Genomic DNA, 18,608 nt, shown 5'->3' with positions numbered 1-18,608 from the left:
GGAACTCCCTGCTGCAGAGGTGAGAGCGGGTCAGGGTGTGCCGTACAGGCTGCGCACGCGGGCCTTGAGGAGCTTGCCGGAGGCGGTGCGTGGCAGCTCGGCGGCCGTCACCGCCGACTTCGGGATCTTGTACTTGGCGAGCCGCCCGGAGAGCGATCCGAGCACCTCGTCAGGATCGAGCTCGGCGCCCTCGCGGGCGACGACGACCGCGCGGCCGACCTCGCCCCACGTCTCGTCCGGCACCCCGATGACGGCGCATTCCGCGACGTCGGGGTGGGCGAGCAGGGCGTCCTCGACCTCGGCGGGGTAGATGTTCTCGCCACCCGAGATGATCATGTCCTTGATGCGGTCGACGACGGTGACGTAGCCGTCGGCGTCGACGCGCGCCGCGTCCCCGGAGCGGAACCAGCCGTCGGCGTACGCCGCGGCGCTCTCCTCCGGCAGTCCCCAGTAGCCGGGCATGACGTGCGGCCCGCGCACCAGGATCTCGCCCGCCTCGCCGACGTCCACCGGTGTGAGGTCGGGACGGACGACGCGGACATCGCTGAAGAAGTGCGGCACACCGGCCGAGCCGGCCTTGGCCGTGGCGTGCTCGGCGTCGAGGAAGAGGACGCCGGGGGCCGCCTCGGTCATCCCGTAGCCCTGCAGGAAGGTCAGGCCACGGCTCTGGTAGGTGGCGATCAGCTGGGTGGGGACGGGGGATCCGCCGCAGGTCAGGATGCGCAGCGAGGACAGGTCGGCACCGGCCCACCTGCGGTGCTGGGCGATCCGGTCGAACATGGCCGGCACCCCGAACATGAAGGTGACCCGGTGCCGTTCGATCAGCTCCAGGGTGTCCCCCGGGTCGAAGTCCTCCACGACGAGGCAGGTGCCGCCCTTCAGCAGCACGGGAAGGGCCAGCATGTTGAGCCCGGCGATGTGGAACAGGGGCGCGGACGCGAGGGCGACCTCACCCGCGGTCAGGTCGTGGTCGATCAGCACGTTGACGGCGTTCCAGGTGAGGTTGCCGTGGGTGAGCACGGCGCCCTTCGGGCGGCCGGTCGTCCCCGACGTATACATGATGATCGCGGCGTCGTCGAGGGCGACCGGCTCGTCGACGGGCTCGGTGGCCGCGGCGGCGAGCAGTTCCTCGTACGCGCTGCCGCCGACGGCGACGCGCGCGGGCGCCCCCTGCGCGTCGTCCCCTCCGGCGCCCGTGGCGTCGGTCGCCAGGGCCGTGTACGAGGGGGCGTGCAGCAGCAGCCGGGCCCCCGCGTCGGCGAGCTGGTACGCGATCTCGGGCGCGGCCAGCCGGGTGTTGAGCGGGACGAAGACCGCGCCCAGCAGGCCGGCGGCGAACAGCGCCTCCAGGAAGGAGGGGTGGTTGGGGCCGAGGTAGGCGACCCGGTCGCCGCGCCGGACACCGTGCGCGCGCAGGGCGTGGGCGAGACGGGTGGTGCGTTCGTGGAGCCCGGCGTAGCTGACGGCGGCACCGTCATGGCCGGCCGCATCATCGTGGTGACGCAGACCGGTGTGGTGGAGCAGGGCGGTGCGGTGGGGGGTCTTGCGGGCCCGGCGTGCGGGCCATGATCCCAGTCCCTCGTTGCGCATCCTTGCACCCCTTTGCGGCTCGACGGGGTTACGAGCGGGTGAGCCCGAGAAGCCGGGCTGCGTTCTCCTTCAGAATCGCCGGCCTGACCTCGTCCTTGAGGGGCAGCTCGGCGAAGTCGGCGAGCCACCTGTCGGGGGTGAGGACGGGGTAGTCGGAGCCGAACAGCACCTTGTCCTTCAGCAGGCTGTTGGCGTACTTGACCAGCAGCGGCGGGAAGTACTTCGGCGACCAGCCGGAGAGGTCGATGTGGACCCCGGGCTTGTGGGTGGCGACGGCCAGGGCCTCGTCCTGCCAGGGGAATGACGGGTGCGCCAGGATGATCTTCAGATGCGGGAAGTCGGCCGCCACGTCGTCCACCCGCATCGGGTCGGAGTACTTCAGGCGGATGCCGCCACCGCCGGGGACACCCGCGCCGATGCCGGTCTGCCCGGTGTGGAACAGGGCGATGGCGCCGGTCTCCTCGATCACCTCGTACAGCCCGTAGGCGAGGCGGTCGTCGGGGTAGAACCCCTGGATGCTGGGGTGGAACTTGAAGCCGCGCACCCCGTACTCCTCGACCAGGCGACGGGCCTGCCGCACGCCCGCCCGGCCGCGGAAGGGGTCGATGCTCGCGAAGGGGATGAGCACGTCCGGGTTGGCGGCGGCGGCCTCGGCGACCTCCTCGTTGGGGACAGGCGCGGTGCCGGTGGCCGACTCGGCGTCGACGGTGAAGACGACCGCGGCCATGTTCCGCTCGCGGTAGTACGCGGCGGTCTCCTCCAGGGTGGGTTTGCGCTTGCCCCGAACCTTGAAATAGGCGCTGGAGGCCTCGTGCAGGCCCTCGTCGAGGGAGGCGTGCCCCTTCGAGGACACCTCGGCGTGGGTGTGGACGTCGATCGCCGCGAGACCGTCGACGTCGATGGCTGTCATGCCGGAGACCCCGGCCCTCTCTGTCATCACGCCTCCGGGAAGGCCGGGGCGGGGATGCCCACCGACTGCGGCTCGCGGCCGACCGAGGTGTGCCAGGCGGCGGCGATGGCCTCCGGCGTCCAGCCCCCGTCGGCGTACGCGACGGCTGTCTCCCGCGGGTGCGACCACAGGGCGAGCCGGTCGCCCCCGATGCCGATGCACTGCCCGGTGAGGTCGCGGGCGGCGTCGGAGGCGAGGAACGGCAGGAGCGCCGCGCAGTCCTCCGGGGTGCCGAAGCCCTCGCCCTTGCGCAGGAATCCGGGCAGCGGCTCGCCGCGGTGCATCGCCTCGACGTAGGGGGCGAAGGCCGGGATGCTCTCGGTCATCGCGGTGGCGGCGACCGGGACGATCGCGTTCACGGTGATGCGCGAGCGGGCCAGCTCCATGGACCAGGTGCGGGCCATGGCGGCGATGCCGGCCTTGACGGCGGCGTAGTTGGTCTGCCCGAAGTTGCCACGCTGGCCCGCCGGGGAGCCGACGAGCACCAGACTGCCGCCCTCGCCCTGCTCGCGCATGCGCACCACGGCGGCGCGGGCACAGGTGAAGGTGCCCCGCAGGTGGGTGCTGACGACGGCGTCGAAGTCGTCGTCGGTCATCTTCCACAGCACTCTGTCGCGCAGGATGCCGGCGTTGGTGACCATGACGTCGAGCCGCCCGAACTCCGTCACGGCGCGGCCGACCAGGCGCTCGGCGGCCTCCGCGGTGCCGACGGCGACGGCCTCGGCGACGGCTCTGCCCCCGGACGCCCGCAGGGCCTTCGCGGCCTCCTCGGCGACGCCGGTGTCGATGTCGTTGACGACGACGGACGCCCCGGCCCGGGCCAGCGCGGCGGCGTAGGCCAGCCCGAGACCGCGGCCGCTGCCGGTCACGACCGCGACCCTGCCGGTCAGGTCCAGGCCGGTCAGTTCCGGACCGGCGGGTTCCGGGCGGGCTGGTTCTGGAGCGGTGGCAGAGGGCTCAGTCACAAGAGCGGATCCCTTCTCGTAACAGACAGCGAAGTTAAGTCCAATAATTGTTCTCGTCAATAGTTGTCGAAACCCAGCAAATGTTCCATGCTGGGACGGTCCCGCCCGACGTCCCGGCGCACACGGACCCGAACCCGGAGCACGACATCGCTGACGAAGACGCGCCCTGGATGCGCGGCCTGCACACCGACACCGGCTACCTCCTCTACCGGCTCGGGCTGCGCTCCGGCCGCCTGTTCAACGCCACCCTGGAGGAGTCCGGGCTGCGGCTGCGGCACTACGCGCTGCTGCGCTACCTGGCCTCGGCCGAGGGCGCCCTGCAGCGGGAGCTGAGCGAGCGCCTCGGCTACGACCCGAGCGCGATCGTCACCCTCGTGGACGATCTGGAGCGGCTGGGCCTCGCCGTCCGCAGGCCGTCGCCGGACGACCGCCGCAGCCGCACCGTCGTCCTCACCGACCGCGGCCGGGACACGCTGCGCGACACCGACAAGGGCGGGCGCCGGGTCACCGACGAGCTGCTCGCCCCGCTGCACCCCGACGAGCGGGCCGCCCTGCACGCACTGCTGCTGCGTATCGCGGAACCCGGACCGGACTGACGGACCCCGCCGATGCCGGCCCCCGCAGGACAGCCGCCGCCGGGACGCGGCCCCGGCACCGCGCGCACGCCCGCCCGGTCCTCCCGGTCGGCGGCGGACCGGCTGCTCGCCGTCCTGGGCGCGTTCGACCACGCCCATCCGGCGCTGTCCCTCACGGAGATCGCACAGCGCGCCGACCTCTCGCTGGCCACCGCCCACCGGTTGGTGGGGACCCTGGCCGCGTGGGGCGCGCTGGAACGGGACGAGAGGGGCAGCTACCACATCGGGCTGCGGCTGTGGGAGCTCGCGGCGCTGGCCCCGCGCGGCCCGGTGCTGCGCGAAGCCGCGCTGCCCTACCTGGAGGACCTCTACGAGTCGACCCACGAGAACGTGCATCTCGCCGTCCGCGACGGCCTGGACGTCGTGTACCTGGAGCGGATCTCCGGGCGCGCCGCCGTCGGCGTACGCAGCCGGATCGGGGCGCGCTGGCCGCTGCACGCGACGGGCGTGGGCCTCGTCCTCCTCGCGCACAGCCCCGCGGCCGTCCAGGAGCAGGTCTGCGCGCGCCCGCTGGCGGCCTTCACGCCGTACACCCTGTCCGACCCCCACAGCCTGCGCCGCGCCCTGGCCGAGGTGCGGCGCACCGGCTGCGCCGTGAGCGACCGTCAGATCACCGACGACGCGCTGTCCGTGGCCGCCCCCGTGCGCGGCCCGCGCGGCGCCGTGGTGGCGTCGGTGTCCCTCGTCGTGCACGCCGCCGGTGCGCAGCCCCCGGCACTGATCCCCGCCGTGCGGCTGGCCGGGCGCGGCATCTCCCGGGCGCTGGGATGGCGGCCGGGCGCCGCTCCCGGCTGACCACCGGCGCGGCTCAGCGATGGCCGCCGCCCTCCTCCCGGCCGGTCTCCCGGCCGACCACCGGCGCAGCGGCGGCATGCCGCGGGGGCGCCGTGTCCGGCCGTGCGGCGACGTGCGGCTGCGCGGCGACGGGTGCGGTCACGGCGAAGACAGCCGGGGCAGCCACCACGGCCAGGGCGGCTGGCATGCGGAAGAGGCGCACGGGCACGGCGAGTTGCTCCGTTCTCCGGGAGGAGCGGGCACGGGCAGTGCGGCACCGCACCGCCCGACCCCGGGAAATGTAAGGCGAAATTCTGACTGCCGTCAATGATTCGCCCAATATTGAGCACGGGCTTCCACCGAGCGGAAGAGCCGTTGCCCGCCCCCGGCCCCCGTGACGACTCTGGTCCCATCCCACGACGCGGCGGAGCGGCTGCAGTTCCGCCCGGCAGCGAAGGAGAGCCATGCCCCCGTTCGCGAGGAACCAGTGGTACGTCACGGCCTACGGCCACGAGGTCGGCCGGGAGCTGATCGCCCGGACGGTCCTCGGCGAGCCGATCGCCCTCTACCGGACCGAGGACGAAGCAGCCGAGGTCGTCGCCCTGGCAGACCGCTGCGTGCACCGCCGCTTCCCGCTGTCACAGGGCCGCCTGGACGGCGACACGGTGGTGTGCGGCTACCACGGCTTCACGTACGACAGCACCGGCGCCTGCGTCTTCGTCCCGGGGCAGAAGCGCGTTCCGCGCACCGCCCGCGTCCGCTCCTACCCCGTCGTCGAGCAGGACTCCTTCGTCTGGATCTGGATCGGTGACCCCGCGCTCGCCGACCCGCGGACCATCCCGCGGGCCGCGCACCTGGCGGACCCGGCGTGGATCTCGGTCAGCGGCATGGAGACCATCCGCTGCGACTACGGACTGCTCGTCGACAACCTGCTGGACCTCTCCCACGAGACGTACCTGCACGGCGGCTACATCGGCACCCCCGAGGTCGCCGAGACCCCGATCGCCACGGAGGTCGACGAGGGCGCCGGCATCGTCCGCGTCAGCCGGCACATGGACGACGCCGCGTGCCCGCCGTTCTACGCGCGCTCCACCGGCCTCAAGGGCCGCATCACCCGCTGGCAGGACATCGAGTACCACGCCCCCTGCCTGTACCTGCTGCACAGCCGCGTCGCGCCCGTCGGCGTCCTGCCGGAGCCCGACGGCAGCGATCCGCACGCCTTCCACACCGAGATCACCTATGCCATCACGCCCTCGGCTCCCGGCACGGTCTACGACTTCTGGGCCGTCTCCCGGGACTTCGCACGCGACGACCCGGAGGTCACCGCCTTCCTGCGGGACTCCAACCACACGGTGGTGATGCAGGACGTCGACGCGCTCCACGTCCTCCAGGAGGCCCTGGACCGCGAACAGGACGGCTACCAGGAGCTGAGCATCAACATCGACACCGGCGGCCTCGCGGCCCGGCGCATCCTGGCCCGGCTCGCCGAGGAGGGCGAGAAACCGGTGGAGCGCGTCTCGTGAGCGGCGGCCCCACGGCCAAGGTGTACCGCGTGGACTGGCGGCCGGGCACGGACCTGCTGCACGGCGTCTGCCACTGCGGAGCCGAGCACACCACGCAGGACCCCGTGGCGATGTGGGAGTGGATGCTCGCCCACCCGGTCGGACACCCGCCCGGGTACCCGGCCGGACACCCGGAATGACGGGGGACACCCACGACATCGACCTCGTCGTCGGCGGCAGGCACGTGGCCGCCGACGGGGTGCTGGCCCTCACGCTCCGCCGCCCGGCGGGCGGGGAACTGCCCGCCTGGGAGCCGGGGGCACACGTGGACCTCCTCCTGGACGGCGGGCTCGTCCGGCAGTACTCGCTGTGCTCGGACCCCGCGGACCGCAGGACCTGGCGGATCGCGGTGCTGCGCGAGGCGGCCGGGCGGGGCGGCTCCGCCCAGGTGCACGACCGGCTGCACGAGGGCACGAAGATCAGGGCCCGCGGCCCGCGCAACACCTTCGCGCTCCACCCGGCCGCGCGCTACCGGTTCATCGCCGGCGGCGTCGGCATCACCCCGATCCTGCCGATGGTCGCCGCCACCGACGCGGCGGGCGCGGACTGGTCGCTGCTCTACGGCGGCCGCACCCGCGCCTCGATGGCCTTCACCGCCGAACTGGCCCGCTACGGCGACCGGGTCGGCATCGTCCCACAGGACGAGTCGGGCCTCCTCGACCTGGCGCCGTACCTGGCCGGGGCCGGGCCGGACACGCTCGTCTACTGCTGCGGCCCCGCCCCGCTGCTGGACGCGGTGGCACAGCGGTGCGGCGGCCGACCGCCGGGGACGCTGCACATGGAGCGCTTCCAGCCGTGCACGGCGCCGCACGAGGGCACCGACCACGCCTTCGAGGTGGTACTCGCCCACTCCGGCAGGACGCTCACCGTGCCGGCGGACGCGTCCGTCCTCGACACCGTACGGGCGGCGGGCGTCGAGGTCCTCTACTCCTGCACCGAGGGCACCTGCGGCACGTGTGAGACGGACGTCCTTGAGGGCACGCCGGACCACCGCGACTCGCTGCTGAGCGAGGAGGAGCGCGAGGCGGGAGAGTCGATGATGATCTGCGTGTCCCGCTGCCGGGGGCCCCGGCTGGTACTGGGGCTCTGAACGCCCGCCCGCCGGAGCCGGCCACCAGGTCCGGAACCGCCGGCGTACCGGCCGGGAGCTGATCGACCCGGGCGCCAAAGGTGTTCACACGACAAAGGCCCCGGTCAACGTGCGGACCAAGCAGAACGGGCACATGTCCGCCACCTGGACCGCCGAAAGGGCCGGGAGGCACGGTATCCAGACGCGGGAACGAGCGCGGACGGGCTTCACGTCAGAGCCTCTCAACGGCGTAGCGTCGCTCGACACACCGAACTACGGTCGGCAAACGGGCCAGGAGGGCGAGTGCGCGTCCGAACAGCCGGCCGGGGCCGCCGCCGGGTCGGCGGCGGCGGCCGAGAGGTCGGTCAGGCGGGGGTGAGAAGGAGGCGGTAGGCGCCGAGGTAATCCTCGCCGGCGATGGGGATGGTGACACCTCCGTCCGTCACGGCGTAGGTCTCGGTGAACACCTCGGTCGGCGCCTGGACTACCGTCGTGCGTCCCGATCCGGGCGTGTACTCCAGGCTGGCGGTCACGGAGGAGCCGAGGTCGGCCAGTCCGTCGACCCGAACGCTGTTGTCGCCCGCCTCGCCGCCGAAGACGATGCTGACCTGCCGCGTCTCCGCGTCGTAGGCGGCGACGGCGTCGTTGTACCGGGTCGGTGTGACCTGGACGATGTCGCCGCTCTGCTCGGCGTACCACTGGTACATCCAGTACGAGGCGGTCGGCTGGTTCTGGTGCAGCAGGCCGTTGAGCGTGCCCGCCTCGTACCAGAACGCACGCTCGGCGTCCCGCACGCCTTCGCGTTCGAACTGGGCGATGTAGTGGTTGACGGTGCTGGGTACGTCGATCTCGTCGCGGCTTGCGTACTCGTTGAGGGAGATGGGCAGCGGGCCGATGCCCAGCTCCTGCTCCAGCGCGCGGTAGTCGCGGATGTGGGTGTCGACGCCCTCCCAGCCGGAGAGTTCGTGCCAGGAGACCACCTCCGGCACGGTGCCCGAGGCCATGGCGGCGGTGAGGAAGTCCCGCATCATGTTGCGGTTCCAGTGGGTGATGCTGGGGCCCATGATGTCGGTGTCCGGGTCGCTGGCGCGGATGCGTTCGTGGGTACGGGCCCAGCCCTCGTTGAAGTCTCCGGCGGCCTCCGACCACGTGTAGTCCGGCTCGTTCCAGATCTCCCATGCGGTGACGTTGGTGATGTCGGGACGGGCCTGGAGGTCGGCGATCATCCGGTCCACGCGGCCCAGCCAGTCGTTCCAGTTCGTCCAGTGGTAGGGGAAGCCGTCGAAGTGGTCGGCCATGTCCATGGTCATGTCCGCGCCGGCCGCCACGGCGTTGGGCCCGATGTCCAGGGGGTCGCCGACGTGCCGGGTCTCGCCGTTGGGGAAGTGCTCGTGGTTGGGCGGCGGCTGGCGAAGGGTGTTGAGCTTCAGCGGCAGGAGCAGGTCCAGTGGCGGGCGGTCCGGAAGCGCCAGACCGTAGAGCATCCCGCTGCCGACCCGACTGACGGGGCGCAGGGGCGTGCTCACGTCGATCTGGAGCGTGCTCTGCGCCTTCGGCCCGTCCGCGACCGCGGCGGCGGCCCGTGACCCGAAGAACGCCGCGCCTGTTCCGGCCGCGGCGGCGGCGGTGAGGAAGGTGCGCCTTGACTGAGCCATGAGAAGACTCCTTGGAGATGTCGGGGGGGTATGGGCGTGTGCTCAGGACCCTTGTGGGGTCGTGCGGAAGTCACCCGTGGTGAGCGGTGCGATGGTGACCGAGTCGATGTCCGGCGCCCAGGCGCCCGGCTTGTCGTTGCCCAGGGCGAGCGGGCCGTCGGTGGTCGTCAGGGTGACGCTGATCGAGCGCTCCCAGAAGCTGTGCCAGTGGTGGTTGTAGCGGAACGTGCCGGTGGCCGGCTGGCCGTCCGCGCCGGTTTCGGAGATCTGCAGGCCGCGGTCGACGACCTGCGGGTTGTAGGGGTGGTCGCCCTGGAGTTCGGCGTTCGCGTAGCGGACGACGGCGGTGTACGCGCCCGGCTTGTCGAAGCCCGGCAGGCGTTCGATCTCCAGCGTGTTGGCGGTGTCGTTGCCGAGTTGGCCGACGTACGCGCCGCCGGAGGCGTTGGTGCCGGACTCCTCCGGCAGGTTCGTGACGGTGGCCGCCCCGTGGAGGACCGCGTCCTCGGCTTCGACGGTGACGGCGGCGGCGTCCGCCTGCTCGTTCCGGGTGGCGGTGACCGTGGCGAGGTCGATGCCACCGCCGGAGCTGATCTCCAGTTCGTTGACACCCTCGGCGAGGTGCACCTGCACCGTCGACCTCCAGGTGCCGGCATCCGTGGCCGCGAAGGAGCCGGCCTCGACACCGTTGACGTGCAGGGCACCGGACGTGGGCCGGGAGCTGGAGAAGTCGACGGCGACGTCGTGGTAGCCGGACTCCCATGCGGTCACGTACGTCTCGGCGCACTGTCCGTCGCCGGCGATATGCGCGCTCCCGGCCGTGGCCGGATCGTCGTATGTCATGAGGGCACCGCCCTGGAGGCGCATCGTGCTCGCCGGGTAGGCGGTCGGCTCGCCGTCGGTGACGTCGGTGAGGACGTACTTGTCCAGGGTGACGTCGCTGTTGGGCAGCGCCGTGGTGCCGTCCCGGCTGGCGCGCAGCGACAGCGTGTGCTGGCCGGCGGGCAGTTCGACCTCCGCCTCGGCGCTCCCGCGGTAGTTCCACTTGTCCCGCTCGGACAGGTCGGCGGCGTACTGCACCGTCGTGCTGAACCGGTCGTCGACGAAGAGGGCGTGGCGGCCGGGTGCCGGTGCGGAACCGATCACCTGGAGGCGGTACGTCCCGTCTCTCGGCACGTCGGCCGTGAAGTCGGAGCGCGACACGGTCCGGTTGAAAGAGGCCACGTCCGTGTCGCCGGACGCCTGGAACGCCTGGCCGGCCGCGTCCCGTACAGAGGCGTCGGCCAGCAGGGTGTCCTCCGCCTCGACTTCGGTGGTCCACGGCTGGGCCGCCGTGGACTGCTCGACGTCCCGCTGCTGGCCGGGGGTGATGACGACCTGGTAGGCGGCGTCCTCGTCGCGGGTCGGGACGGTGAGGTCCGGCAGGGTGCCGTCCTCGGCGAGCGGCACCCCGTCGTCCGCCCGCACCACGCGCGGGTTGCCGTGGATGCCCTCGGCGCCGGTGAGCGCGATCTCGCGGACCTCGACGTCCACGCTGGAGCCGAAGACGGCCGGGCTCAGCCCACCGGCGTCGATCGTCACGTCGGCGTCCGTGCCGCCGTAGAGCAGGGTGGCCTTCTTGTTCTCCTCGTCGACGGCGCCGATGCCGCGCAGGAACGTGGGCCGGTCCGGGTTCGGCGGCGTCACCTGTACGGTGTCCGAGCCGGCGAGGTCTCCGTAGAGCTTGAACATCCACCAGCCGCCGTTGGCGCCGTTGGCGCGGGCCATGTTGTCGGAGAAGTTCCCGGCGTAGTTCCAGTAGGCGGTCTGCGCGTCGGCCTTCTCCTCCTCGAACGCCGCGAACCAGCGGACGATGCTGCCGGGCACGCTCATGTCCTGCAGTACGCCCCATTCGCTGATGGTGACGGGGAGTTCGGAGCCGGTGCCGTAGTGCTCGTCCTCCAGCGTGCGGAACTCGCGCATGTGCTGGCGGAAGAGGTCGGGGTCGGAGCCGCCCAGCTCGTGCCAGACGTAGACGTCCGGGCGGACGTCGTGGGCCGCGGTGTGCGCGAGGATGTCCCGTTCGCGCCGGTTGTGGTCCGGCTCGGTGGAGCCGTGCCAGCGGGAGTGGCCGGGGCCGCCGATGCGCGGATCGACCTCGCCGCCGAGTTCCTGGTCGTAGATCTCGTGGATGAGTTCGTAGACCGTGGTCCAGTCCGCCGTGAACCGGTCCTTCATGGCGGACCAGTCCTGGTACCAGATGTAGTCCGGCTCGTTGAAGGGGATGAGGAGGTACCTCTCGGGGTGATCGGTCTCGGTGGCGATCCGGGTCACGACGTGGCGCACCACCTCCACGTAGTCCCAGGTGCCGTTGCCGCCCTCGGTCCAGGAGCCGTCCGACTGGTCATAGGTGCGGGTGTCCTCGGGGCGCTCGGCCGCGTGGTACGGCCAGTCGGGGTAGAAGTCCTGGAGGTAGACCGCCAGCTCCCGGCCGTGCTTGTCGAAGAACCCGTCCTCGATGTGCAGTGCGTCTCCCGACGGATGCTGCAGGCCCCCGGGCGGCTTCTGGGACGAGTTGGTGATGTGCGCGCCGTTGATGACGGCCTGCGTGGGGGAACCGTCGTCCCCGAAGCCGTAGAGCGTGCCGCTCGCACCGCCGCGGAACTCCCCCGTCGTCCGGGCGAAGTCGACGGCCAGCACCTCGGTTCTGGCCGCCCCGGCGGCGCCCGGCGCCACCAGCGTCGCCGCGGTGGCCACGGCCGCCGTGACGGCCGCGGCCCGTCTGTGCAACGGTCTTCTCATGGGGGTCTCCTGTTGTCCGACAGCGATGCGTCCGGTGCGGTGCGGTGCGGTCGAGCGTTTCCCCGCCTACTTGACGGCTCCGCCGGTGATGCCGGAGACGATGCTCCGCTGCGCGACGACGAAGACGGCGATCATCGGCAGGCTCATCAGGGCGATGTAGGCGAAGACCAGGTGCCAGTTGTTGAGGTAGAGCTGCGCGCTGGCGACCTGGTAGAGGTTGATCGGCAGGGTGGCGTCGTCGCCGCCGCCGAGGATGAAGAAGGCGTAGAAGATGTCGCTCCAGGCGTAGAGCATCACCATGATCGTTGCGGTGGCGATGACGGGGCGGAGCAGGGGCAGGACGATGCGCAGGAAGATCTTCAGCGGCCGGGCGCCGTCCATGCGGGCGGCTTCCTCCAGCTCGTACGGGATGGTGCGGATGAACCCGGTCATGAAGAAGATCGACGTGGACAGGTACATCGCCGTGTAGACGGCGATCATCCCGGGCCGGGTGCCGGCCAGGCCGAGCCGGCGCAGCTCCAGGACGATCGTGATGATCGCCGGCGGCAGCAGCAGGCCGCTGATGCACACGGCGTACGCCGCGGCGACGAGCTTGCCCCGGCGGCGGGCGAAGACCCAGGCCGCCGCGGCGCCGAGGACGAGCACCAGGACGACGGCCGGGACGATGACGAGCAGGCTGTTGAGGAACCCGCGCAGCATCTCGCCCTCGTGATACGCGTCCGCGTAGTTGGCGGCCGGCTGCCAGTCGCCGGGCGGGTCAAGGTTGGGCCGGAGGGCTTCGCGCTGCGGCTTGGCCGAGGTCGCCAGCACCAGCCAGAGCGGCGTCCCGATGGCGACGAGGGCCAGCAGGATCACCAATGTCGGGCGCAGCCGGCGCCACAGTGGGCCGTACGCGGTCACAGCATGGCCTCCCGCCGTCGCAGCCCCGTGATGAGGGGGACAGCCATGGCGATGACGATGAGGAACAGCACCAGGCTCATCGCCGACGCCTGGGCGTACAGGCCCTGGCCGAAGACGCGGAACATGTAGATGTTCATCACTTCGGTGCTGGATGCGGGGCCGCCGGCCGTGGTGGCCTGGACGATGTCGAAGGTGTTCATCGAGCCCAGCAGCGAGGTGGTGACGTTGAAGGTGACGGCGGGCGCGAGCATCGGGAAGCGCACCGACCGGAACATCCGCCACGGTCCGGCGCCGTCGGCGCGTGCGGCCTCGGTGATCTCCGCGGGAATGCCCTTGAGCCCGGCGAGGTAGATGAGCATGGCCAGGCCCATCCACTTCCAGCCGTGGATGGCGGAGACGAGAACGATGGTCCAGGTCGTGTCGCCGAGCCAGGGGACGGACGTGCCCAGCGCCTCGTTGACGGCGCCGTCGGTGTTCAGCAGCGCCTGGAAGATATAGCCGACGCCGAGCGCGGAGATGAGCACGGGCAGGAAGAACAGGGCGCGGAAGAGGCGGTTGAAGCGGGTGTCCCGCTCCAGCAGCAGCGCCAGCACCAGCCCGAAGAGATTCTGGAAGAACGCGGCGAGGACCGCGTACACGAGCGTGATGCGGATGGCCCGCCACAGGGTGCCGTCGTCGATCACGCGGCGGAAGTTGTCCAGGCCGAGGAACCGGATCTCGCTGTGGTGGGCGGACCAGTCGGTGAAGGGATACCAGAAGTTGAGCAGGTTCGGCAGCAGGAAGAACCCGCCGAAGACGATGACGGCCGGGAGGGCGTACCACCAGGGGTGGTGGACGGCGGCGGCGGAGACCCTCCCGGAGCGTCGGCTCCCGCCGCGGGTGGCCCGCCCGGGAGCCGATCGCGGCCCGGGCCCGGCCTTCCGCGCGATAGCGGCCCGGCCGGTGGCGGTGTGCGCCACGGTGAAGTCCTCTCTACGCGTCCGGGTGGGTCAGAAGCCCTCGGCGCCCTGGGACTGGGCGATCTCGGAGAACTGGTCCTGCACGAACTCGGCGACCTCCTGCGGCGTACGCTCCCCGAAGATCATTTCGGCGAGGGCGACGTGCAGCTCGGGGGCGACAATGGCGCGGGCCTGGAACACGCCGTAGGCGTCGGGCAGCGCTTCGACCTGGTCGGCGGCCGTCTGCGGCAGCCCGTCGGGTTGGGGCACGTCAGACCGGACGGAGGGGATCTGCCGGGCCGCGATGTAGTCCTCGTAGCCCGGCCCCAGCCAGAAGGCGAGGAACTGCCGGGCCGCGTCCTGCCGCTTCTCGTCCCCCGTCTTCAGGGCGACGACACCGTTGGTCTGGTCCGGTGAGTACAGGCCACGGGCATCGGAGTTGGCGACGGGGAACCAGCCGATGTTCGCGTCGATCTCCTTCGTGCTGTGCTGGGCCTGCAGTTGGGACTGGTAGGAGGTGACGTTCAGGGCCATGGCGGAGGAGCCGTCCCAGACGGCCTCGCCCTGGCCGGTGAAGGTGCCGGTCTTGTAGTCCTCCTGGGCCAGGCCCGAGTCGAGCACGTCCTCCTTGTAGCGCTTGACGGCGTCGACGACGGCCGGGTCGGTCCAGGACTCCTTGTTGCGGTTCAGGCCCTCCCACCAGCCGTCCGGCTGGTCGGTGAGCTGGACCTGAACCTGCCACTGCAGCGGCCACTTGTCGCCGCCGACTTCGTAGAACGCGTCCGCGTCGGTGCGCTCCTCGATGGTGCGGGCGATCTGAAGCAACTCGTCGTAGCCGGTGGGGTGGTCCTCTTCGGTGAGCCCGGCCTCGGCGAAAACGGCCTTGTTGTAGTAGACGCCGAGCATCGCGGGGCTGGTGACGATCGCTGCGTAGCGGGTGCCGTCGACGACGCCCAGGGACTTCTCGATCGGGCCCAGCCGCTGCTCCCACGGCTCACCGTCCAGCGGCAGCAGGTTCCGCTCCGGGTGGACGAACGGCAGGGTGCTGATACTGGGCTGCCAGAACATCAGGTCGGGCCTGTCGCCGCTGGCCAGCCGCGTGGGCACGTTCTGCTCGTACAGGTCGGGGATGGCCTCGGTGTGCACCTCGGCGCCCGTCTTCTTCTCGAACGCCTCGATCACCTCGTCGGCGGCGGTCGCGGTGTTCTGCGCGGTCCAGAAGGTGAGTTCGACGCCGTCCAGGCGGGCGGTCGGGTCGACCCGGGACCGCTCACCCGCACTTTCGGGCGAGGTGCCCGCGGTGCTGTCACTGCACGCGGTCAGAGCGAGCACGGTGGCGCAGAGGAGGGCTGTCCAGCAGGTGGTCCTTGGCATCGAGGACTCCGGAAGGCTGCGGGTGGGTACGGAACGTCCGAGCGGCGGTGCGACGCGGGCGGATCGCCGCGGGTGCGGTTGGCCGGGGCCCGCGTATGGCGCTGTACCGGAGAGTGGGGGGTCGGGTCGGCTGAGCCGGGCTTGATTCAGTTCTCGGGGCGGCGGGTCGCCGGGCCGGTGCTCTCCCGGACGATCAGCCGTGGTGTGTCCAGGGGGCGCGGTGCGACCGGGTCGCCCTGCTCGACCAGGCCGTGCAGGAGGGAGAAGCAGGCGCGCCCGACGCCGGTGAAGTCGAGCCGTACGGTGGTCAGCGACGGCGCGAGGAACGCGGCGTGCGGCGCGTCGTCGAAGCCGGCGACGCTCACCTCGCCCGGGACGTCGCGCCCCGCCTCGCGCAGGGCGCGGAGCATGCCGAGTGCGAGGTCGTCATTCCCGCACAGCACCGCCGTCACGTTCGGATCCTCGGCCAGCGTTCGGCCCGCCGCATAGCCGTCGGCCGGGGTCCAGCCGCATCCGACGGCGTCCGGGGCGGGCGCTCCCGCGGCGGTGAGTGCCTCCCGCCACCCGGCCGCGCGCTGTGAATCGCCCTCGCTGTGCGTGCTGGAGGGGATCGCCAGGTAGTGCACGGTGCGGTGGCCGAGTCCCAGCAGGTGTTCCGTGGCCTCGCGGGCCGCCGCGCGGTCGTCGGTCCACACCCACGGGCTGCCTTCGGCGGGCGGCTCGGCGGGCGTCTCCACGGCGGCCACCAGGGGCACGCCGTCGGGCGCCAGCCCCAGGGCCCGGACGCCCGCCCGGTCGTACGCGATCACGATCAGCCCGCCGCCGGCGTCGGTGACCCGGATCAGGGCTTCACGTACCACGTGCGGGTCCTCGGACTCCAGCACGCTGATGCCGACGGAGAACGACGCGGCCCGCGCGGCTTCTTCGACGCCCTGCAGGACGGCCGCGTACCCGTAGTGCGTGGTGTTCGCGGTGAGCACCGTGACCGAGCGGGACCGGCCGCTGGCCAGCGCGTGCGCGGTGGCGCTGCGCCGGAAACCGAGTTCCGCGATGACCGCCTCGACCCGCTCCCGGGTGCTCGCCCGCACGCTCGGGTGGTTGTTGATGACCCGGGAGACGGTCTGGTACGACACCCCGGCCGTCACGGCGACGTCGCGGATACTCACTGACCGCGGGCCGCCCTGGCTCCTTGTGTGACCGGTCACACTCACGGCAGAATTGTGACCGGTCACACGAGGGTCGTCAAGAGAACCGAAACGGCGAGTTCATCAGGAGGCAAGCGTTGTCCGGTATCGCTGCGACGGATGCCGACGAGCGCATCCGCTGGGGCCACTCCGCCCTGACCGTCGAGTTCGCCCCGGCAGCCGACGGTTCCCTGCGGACCGTACGCTTCGGTCCCCCGGACAGCCCGTGCCTCCCCCTGCCGCAGGCGACCCCGGTCATCGAGGTGCTGGCGCTCGGGCACGGCAGCACCTGGTCCGGGCGGCGCTCCATCGACACCGCCATCGGTGCCCGGCTACGGCTGGGCGGCTACGAGACCGAGCGCGACGACGACCTGCACCGCCTGCGCATCCGCCTCGCCGACGACGACAGCGGCCTCGCCGCCGAACTGCTCCTCGACTCCTTCGCAGGGCTGCCCGTCGTACGCGCGCAGGTCCACGTCACCAACGAGGGGACGGAGCCGGTCACGCTGCTGGCCGTGTCCTCGCTCACCCTCGGCGGGCTTCCCGCGCCCGACGACCTCGACCTGCGCTGGGCGGACAACGACTGGCTGGCCGAGTGCCGCTGGCACCGCCGCCCGCTGCGCGAGCACCTCCCCGACCTGCATCGCGCCGCCCACGAGCACGACAGCCGCGGACGCGTCGGCTTCAGCAGCCGCGGGAGCTGGACCACGGACGGCCACCTCCCGATGGGTGCCCTGACGCGGCGCACAGGCGGGCGCTGCTGGATGTGGCAGATCGAGACGGCCGCGGGCTGGAGCTGGGAGTGCGGCGAGCGCGAGGAGGGCACGTACCTGGCGCTGCACGGCCCGACCGACACCGAGCACCAGTGGCGTCGGCGCCTGTCGCCCGGCGCGCGCTTCCGCACCGAGCCCGCGGCGCTGGCCGTCACCGACGACGGTTTCGACGGCACCCTCGCCGCGCTGACCGCGTACCGCCGTCGCATACGCCGCCCGCACCGCGACCACCGCGCTCTTCCCGTCGTCTTCAACGACTACATGAACACCCTGTCCGGTGACCCGACGACCGCCAAGCTGCTGCCCCTCGTCGACGCGGCCGCCCGTGCCGGCGCGGAGTACTTCGTCGTCGACTCCGGCTGGTACGACGACGCGAAAGCCGGCTGGTGGGACAGCGTCGGCGCCTGGGAGCCCGCCACCAGCCGCTTCCCCGGCCCGCGCGGCATCCACGAGGTGTTCGACCGCATCCGCCACCACGGCATGGTGCCGGGCCTGTGGCTGGAGCCCGAGGTCGTCGGCGTACGCAGCCCGCTCGCCGGCACGCTTCCCGAGGAGGCGTTCTTCCGCCGCGACGGCGTACGCGTCCGCGAACACGGCCGCCACCAGCTCGACCTGCGCCACCCCGCGGCCGCCGGGCACCTGAACGAGACCGTCGACCGGATCGTCGGCGAATGGGGCATCGGCTACCTGAAGCTCGACTACAACATCAGCGTCCCGCACGGCACCGACGGCAACGGCGCCGACAGCCCGGGCGACGGCCTGCTCGAACACGCCCGCGCCTACCTGGACTGGCTCGGCTCCGTCCTCGACCGGTACCCCGACCTCGTCGTCGAGAACTGCGCCTCCGGCGGCATGCGCATGGACGGCGCGATGCTGCGCGTCGCGCAGGTGCAGTCCACCAGCGACCAGCAGGACTACCACCGCTACCCCGCGATCACCGCCGCCGCCCCGACGGCGGTGCCGCCCGAGCAGGCGGCGGTCTGGGCGTACGCGCAGCCCGAGTTCACCACCGACCAGAACGCCTTCCTCCTGACCGGCGCCCTGCTGGGCCGGATCCACCTCTCCGGACACCTCGACCGCATGACCGACGCCCAACTCGGCCTCGTCCGCGACGCGATGGAGGTCTACCAGCGGATCCGCCACGACCTGCCGCAGGCTGTTCCCTTCTGGCCGCTGGGCCTCCCCGGCTGGACCGACCCCTGGCTCGCCCTCGGCATGCGGGCCGGCCAGACCACGTACCTCACGGTGTGGCACCGGCAAGGCGAGCCCGCCCGGACAACCCTGCCCCTGCCTCATCTCCGGGGCCTCGCCGCCCGCGTGGACATCCTGTACCCGACGACACCGCCCGGCACCGCGACCTGGTCCACCGCCCCGGGCGAGCTGACGATCACCCTCCCCCGGACCCCCACGGCCCTGCTGCTGCGTCTGACCACCTGATGGACTGGCACTTCCCGCGACC

16 protein-coding genes are annotated in these 18,608 nt (G+C 72.0%); 6 read left to right on the top strand and 10 right to left on the bottom strand.

Features of this window, described 5'->3' with window-relative positions; translation table 11 throughout:
* Window positions 1-30: 30 nt before the first annotated feature.
* The 3 genes from menE to I003_RS0129645 are packed head-to-tail and all read right to left on the bottom strand — an operon-like array spanning window position 31 to window position 3,444.
* Window positions 31-1,590, bottom strand: a complete 1,560-nt coding sequence (menE, locus tag I003_RS0129655; RefSeq protein WP_027774742.1) for an o-succinylbenzoate--CoA ligase — start codon at window positions 1,588-1,590, stop codon at window positions 31-33.
* A 28-nt stretch (window positions 1,591-1,618) separates the two neighbouring features.
* A complete protein-coding gene (locus I003_RS0129650; protein WP_199784368.1) occupies window positions 1,619-2,500 on the bottom strand; it encodes an amidohydrolase family protein in 882 nt (293 codons plus the stop codon).
* A 26-nt stretch (window positions 2,501-2,526) separates the two neighbouring features.
* Entirely contained in the window at window positions 2,527-3,444 is a 918-nt protein-coding gene (locus I003_RS0129645) for an SDR family oxidoreductase (RefSeq protein WP_027774740.1), read from the bottom strand.
* A 140-nt stretch (window positions 3,445-3,584) separates the two neighbouring features.
* Here I003_RS0129645 and I003_RS0129640 point away from each other — a divergent pair, with 140 nt between their 5' ends.
* Window positions 3,585-4,100 (top strand): MarR family winged helix-turn-helix transcriptional regulator, encoded by a 516-nt coding sequence (locus I003_RS0129640; protein ID WP_078564575.1) that lies wholly within the window; start codon window positions 3,585-3,587, stop codon window positions 4,098-4,100.
* A 12-nt stretch (window positions 4,101-4,112) separates the two neighbouring features.
* Window positions 4,113-4,934, top strand: coding sequence for an IclR family transcriptional regulator (locus tag I003_RS0129635; protein WP_051368639.1), 822 nt, complete (start codon window positions 4,113-4,115; stop codon window positions 4,932-4,934).
* 13 nt (window positions 4,935-4,947) lie between these two features.
* Here I003_RS0129635 and I003_RS0129630 read toward each other — a convergent pair whose 3' ends face one another.
* Entirely contained in the window at window positions 4,948-5,121 is a 174-nt protein-coding gene (locus tag I003_RS0129630; RefSeq protein ID WP_158689056.1) for a hypothetical protein, read from the bottom strand.
* 256 nt (window positions 5,122-5,377) lie between these two features.
* Between I003_RS0129630 and I003_RS0129625 the strand changes: the two genes are divergently transcribed.
* The 3 genes from I003_RS0129625 to I003_RS0129615 are packed head-to-tail and all read left to right on the top strand — an operon-like array spanning window position 5,378 to window position 7,565.
* Window positions 5,378-6,436 (top strand): Rieske 2Fe-2S domain-containing protein, encoded by a 1,059-nt coding sequence (locus tag I003_RS0129625; protein ID WP_027774736.1) that lies wholly within the window; start codon window positions 5,378-5,380, stop codon window positions 6,434-6,436.
* Complete coding sequence (locus tag I003_RS0129620) at window positions 6,433-6,615, top strand: hypothetical protein (protein ID WP_027774735.1); 183 nt, start codon at window positions 6,433-6,435, stop codon at window positions 6,613-6,615. The genes I003_RS0129625 and I003_RS0129620 overlap by 4 nt, the downstream gene beginning before the upstream one ends.
* Window positions 6,612-7,565: a PDR/VanB family oxidoreductase gene (locus I003_RS0129615; RefSeq protein WP_027774734.1), complete on the top strand. Its 954-nt coding sequence runs from the start codon at window positions 6,612-6,614 to the stop codon at window positions 7,563-7,565. Before I003_RS0129620 ends, I003_RS0129615 begins: the two co-directional genes overlap by 4 nt.
* Before the next feature lie 344 nt (window positions 7,566-7,909).
* On the opposite strand, the gene I003_RS33925 is transcribed toward I003_RS0129615, so the two are convergent.
* The 6 genes from I003_RS33925 to I003_RS33920 form a co-directional block, all read right to left on the bottom strand.
* On the bottom strand, window positions 7,910-9,199 hold the full coding sequence (locus tag I003_RS33925; RefSeq protein WP_051368636.1) for a hypothetical protein: 1,290 nt from the start codon (window positions 9,197-9,199) through the stop codon (window positions 7,910-7,912).
* Window positions 9,200-9,241: 42 nt separating this feature from the next.
* The gene (locus tag I003_RS0129600; protein ID WP_027774732.1) at window positions 9,242-11,980 is read right to left on the bottom strand and encodes a carbohydrate-binding protein; all 2,739 of its coding nucleotides are present in this window, start codon (window positions 11,978-11,980) and stop codon (window positions 9,242-9,244) included.
* A gap of 66 nt (window positions 11,981-12,046) precedes the next feature.
* On the bottom strand, window positions 12,047-12,880 hold the full coding sequence (locus I003_RS0129595; RefSeq protein WP_027774731.1) for a carbohydrate ABC transporter permease: 834 nt from the start codon (window positions 12,878-12,880) through the stop codon (window positions 12,047-12,049).
* Complete coding sequence (locus tag I003_RS0129590) at window positions 12,877-13,809, bottom strand: carbohydrate ABC transporter permease (RefSeq protein ID WP_051368674.1); 933 nt, start codon at window positions 13,807-13,809, stop codon at window positions 12,877-12,879. The genes I003_RS0129595 and I003_RS0129590 overlap by 4 nt, the downstream gene beginning before the upstream one ends.
* A 60-nt stretch (window positions 13,810-13,869) precedes the next feature.
* On the bottom strand, window positions 13,870-15,192 hold the full coding sequence (locus I003_RS0129585; RefSeq protein WP_027774729.1) for an ABC transporter substrate-binding protein: 1,323 nt from the start codon (window positions 15,190-15,192) through the stop codon (window positions 13,870-13,872).
* A gap of 146 nt (window positions 15,193-15,338) precedes the next feature.
* Window positions 15,339-16,424, bottom strand: coding sequence for a LacI family DNA-binding transcriptional regulator (locus tag I003_RS33920; RefSeq protein WP_037722265.1), 1,086 nt, complete (start codon window positions 16,422-16,424; stop codon window positions 15,339-15,341).
* A gap of 50 nt (window positions 16,425-16,474) precedes the next feature.
* Here I003_RS33920 and I003_RS0129575 point away from each other — a divergent pair, with 50 nt between their 5' ends.
* On the top strand, window positions 16,475-18,586 hold the full coding sequence (locus I003_RS0129575) for an alpha-galactosidase (protein ID WP_051368633.1): 2,112 nt from the start codon (window positions 16,475-16,477) through the stop codon (window positions 18,584-18,586).
* Window positions 18,587-18,608: the final 22 nt, after the last annotated feature.

It is taken from the genome of Streptomyces sp. CNQ329, from assembly GCF_000482585.1.
Note: the sequence above shows the minus strand (reverse complement) of the source record. Positions and strands in the feature narration are given on the sequence as shown.

What these genes read in the sequence shown, in the direction of transcription:
- I003_RS0129650 (WP_199784368.1), bottom strand. Translation starts at nt 2,500, where the DNA reads ATGACAGCCATCGACGTCGACGGTCTCGCGGCGATCGACGTCCACACC.
- I003_RS0129615 (WP_027774734.1), top strand. Translation starts at nt 6,612, where the DNA reads ATGACGGGGGACACCCACGACATCGACCTCGTCGTCGGCGGCAGGCAC.
- menE (WP_027774742.1), bottom strand. Translation starts at nt 1,590, where the DNA reads ATGCGCAACGAGGGACTGGGATCATGGCCCGCACGCCGGGCCCGCAAG.
- I003_RS0129635 (WP_051368639.1), top strand. Translation starts at nt 4,113, where the DNA reads ATGCCGGCCCCCGCAGGACAGCCGCCGCCGGGACGCGGCCCCGGCACC.
- I003_RS0129640 (WP_078564575.1), top strand. Translation starts at nt 3,585, where the DNA reads ATGTTCCATGCTGGGACGGTCCCGCCCGACGTCCCGGCGCACACGGAC.
- I003_RS0129625 (WP_027774736.1), top strand. Translation starts at nt 5,378, where the DNA reads ATGCCCCCGTTCGCGAGGAACCAGTGGTACGTCACGGCCTACGGCCAC.
- I003_RS33925 (WP_051368636.1), bottom strand. Translation starts at nt 9,199, where the DNA reads ATGGCTCAGTCAAGGCGCACCTTCCTCACCGCCGCCGCCGCGGCCGGA.
- I003_RS0129630 (WP_158689056.1), bottom strand. Translation starts at nt 5,121, where the DNA reads ATGCCAGCCGCCCTGGCCGTGGTGGCTGCCCCGGCTGTCTTCGCCGTG.
- I003_RS0129600 (WP_027774732.1), bottom strand. Translation starts at nt 11,980, where the DNA reads ATGAGAAGACCGTTGCACAGACGGGCCGCGGCCGTCACGGCGGCCGTG.
- I003_RS0129585 (WP_027774729.1), bottom strand. Translation starts at nt 15,192, where the DNA reads ATGCCAAGGACCACCTGCTGGACAGCCCTCCTCTGCGCCACCGTGCTC.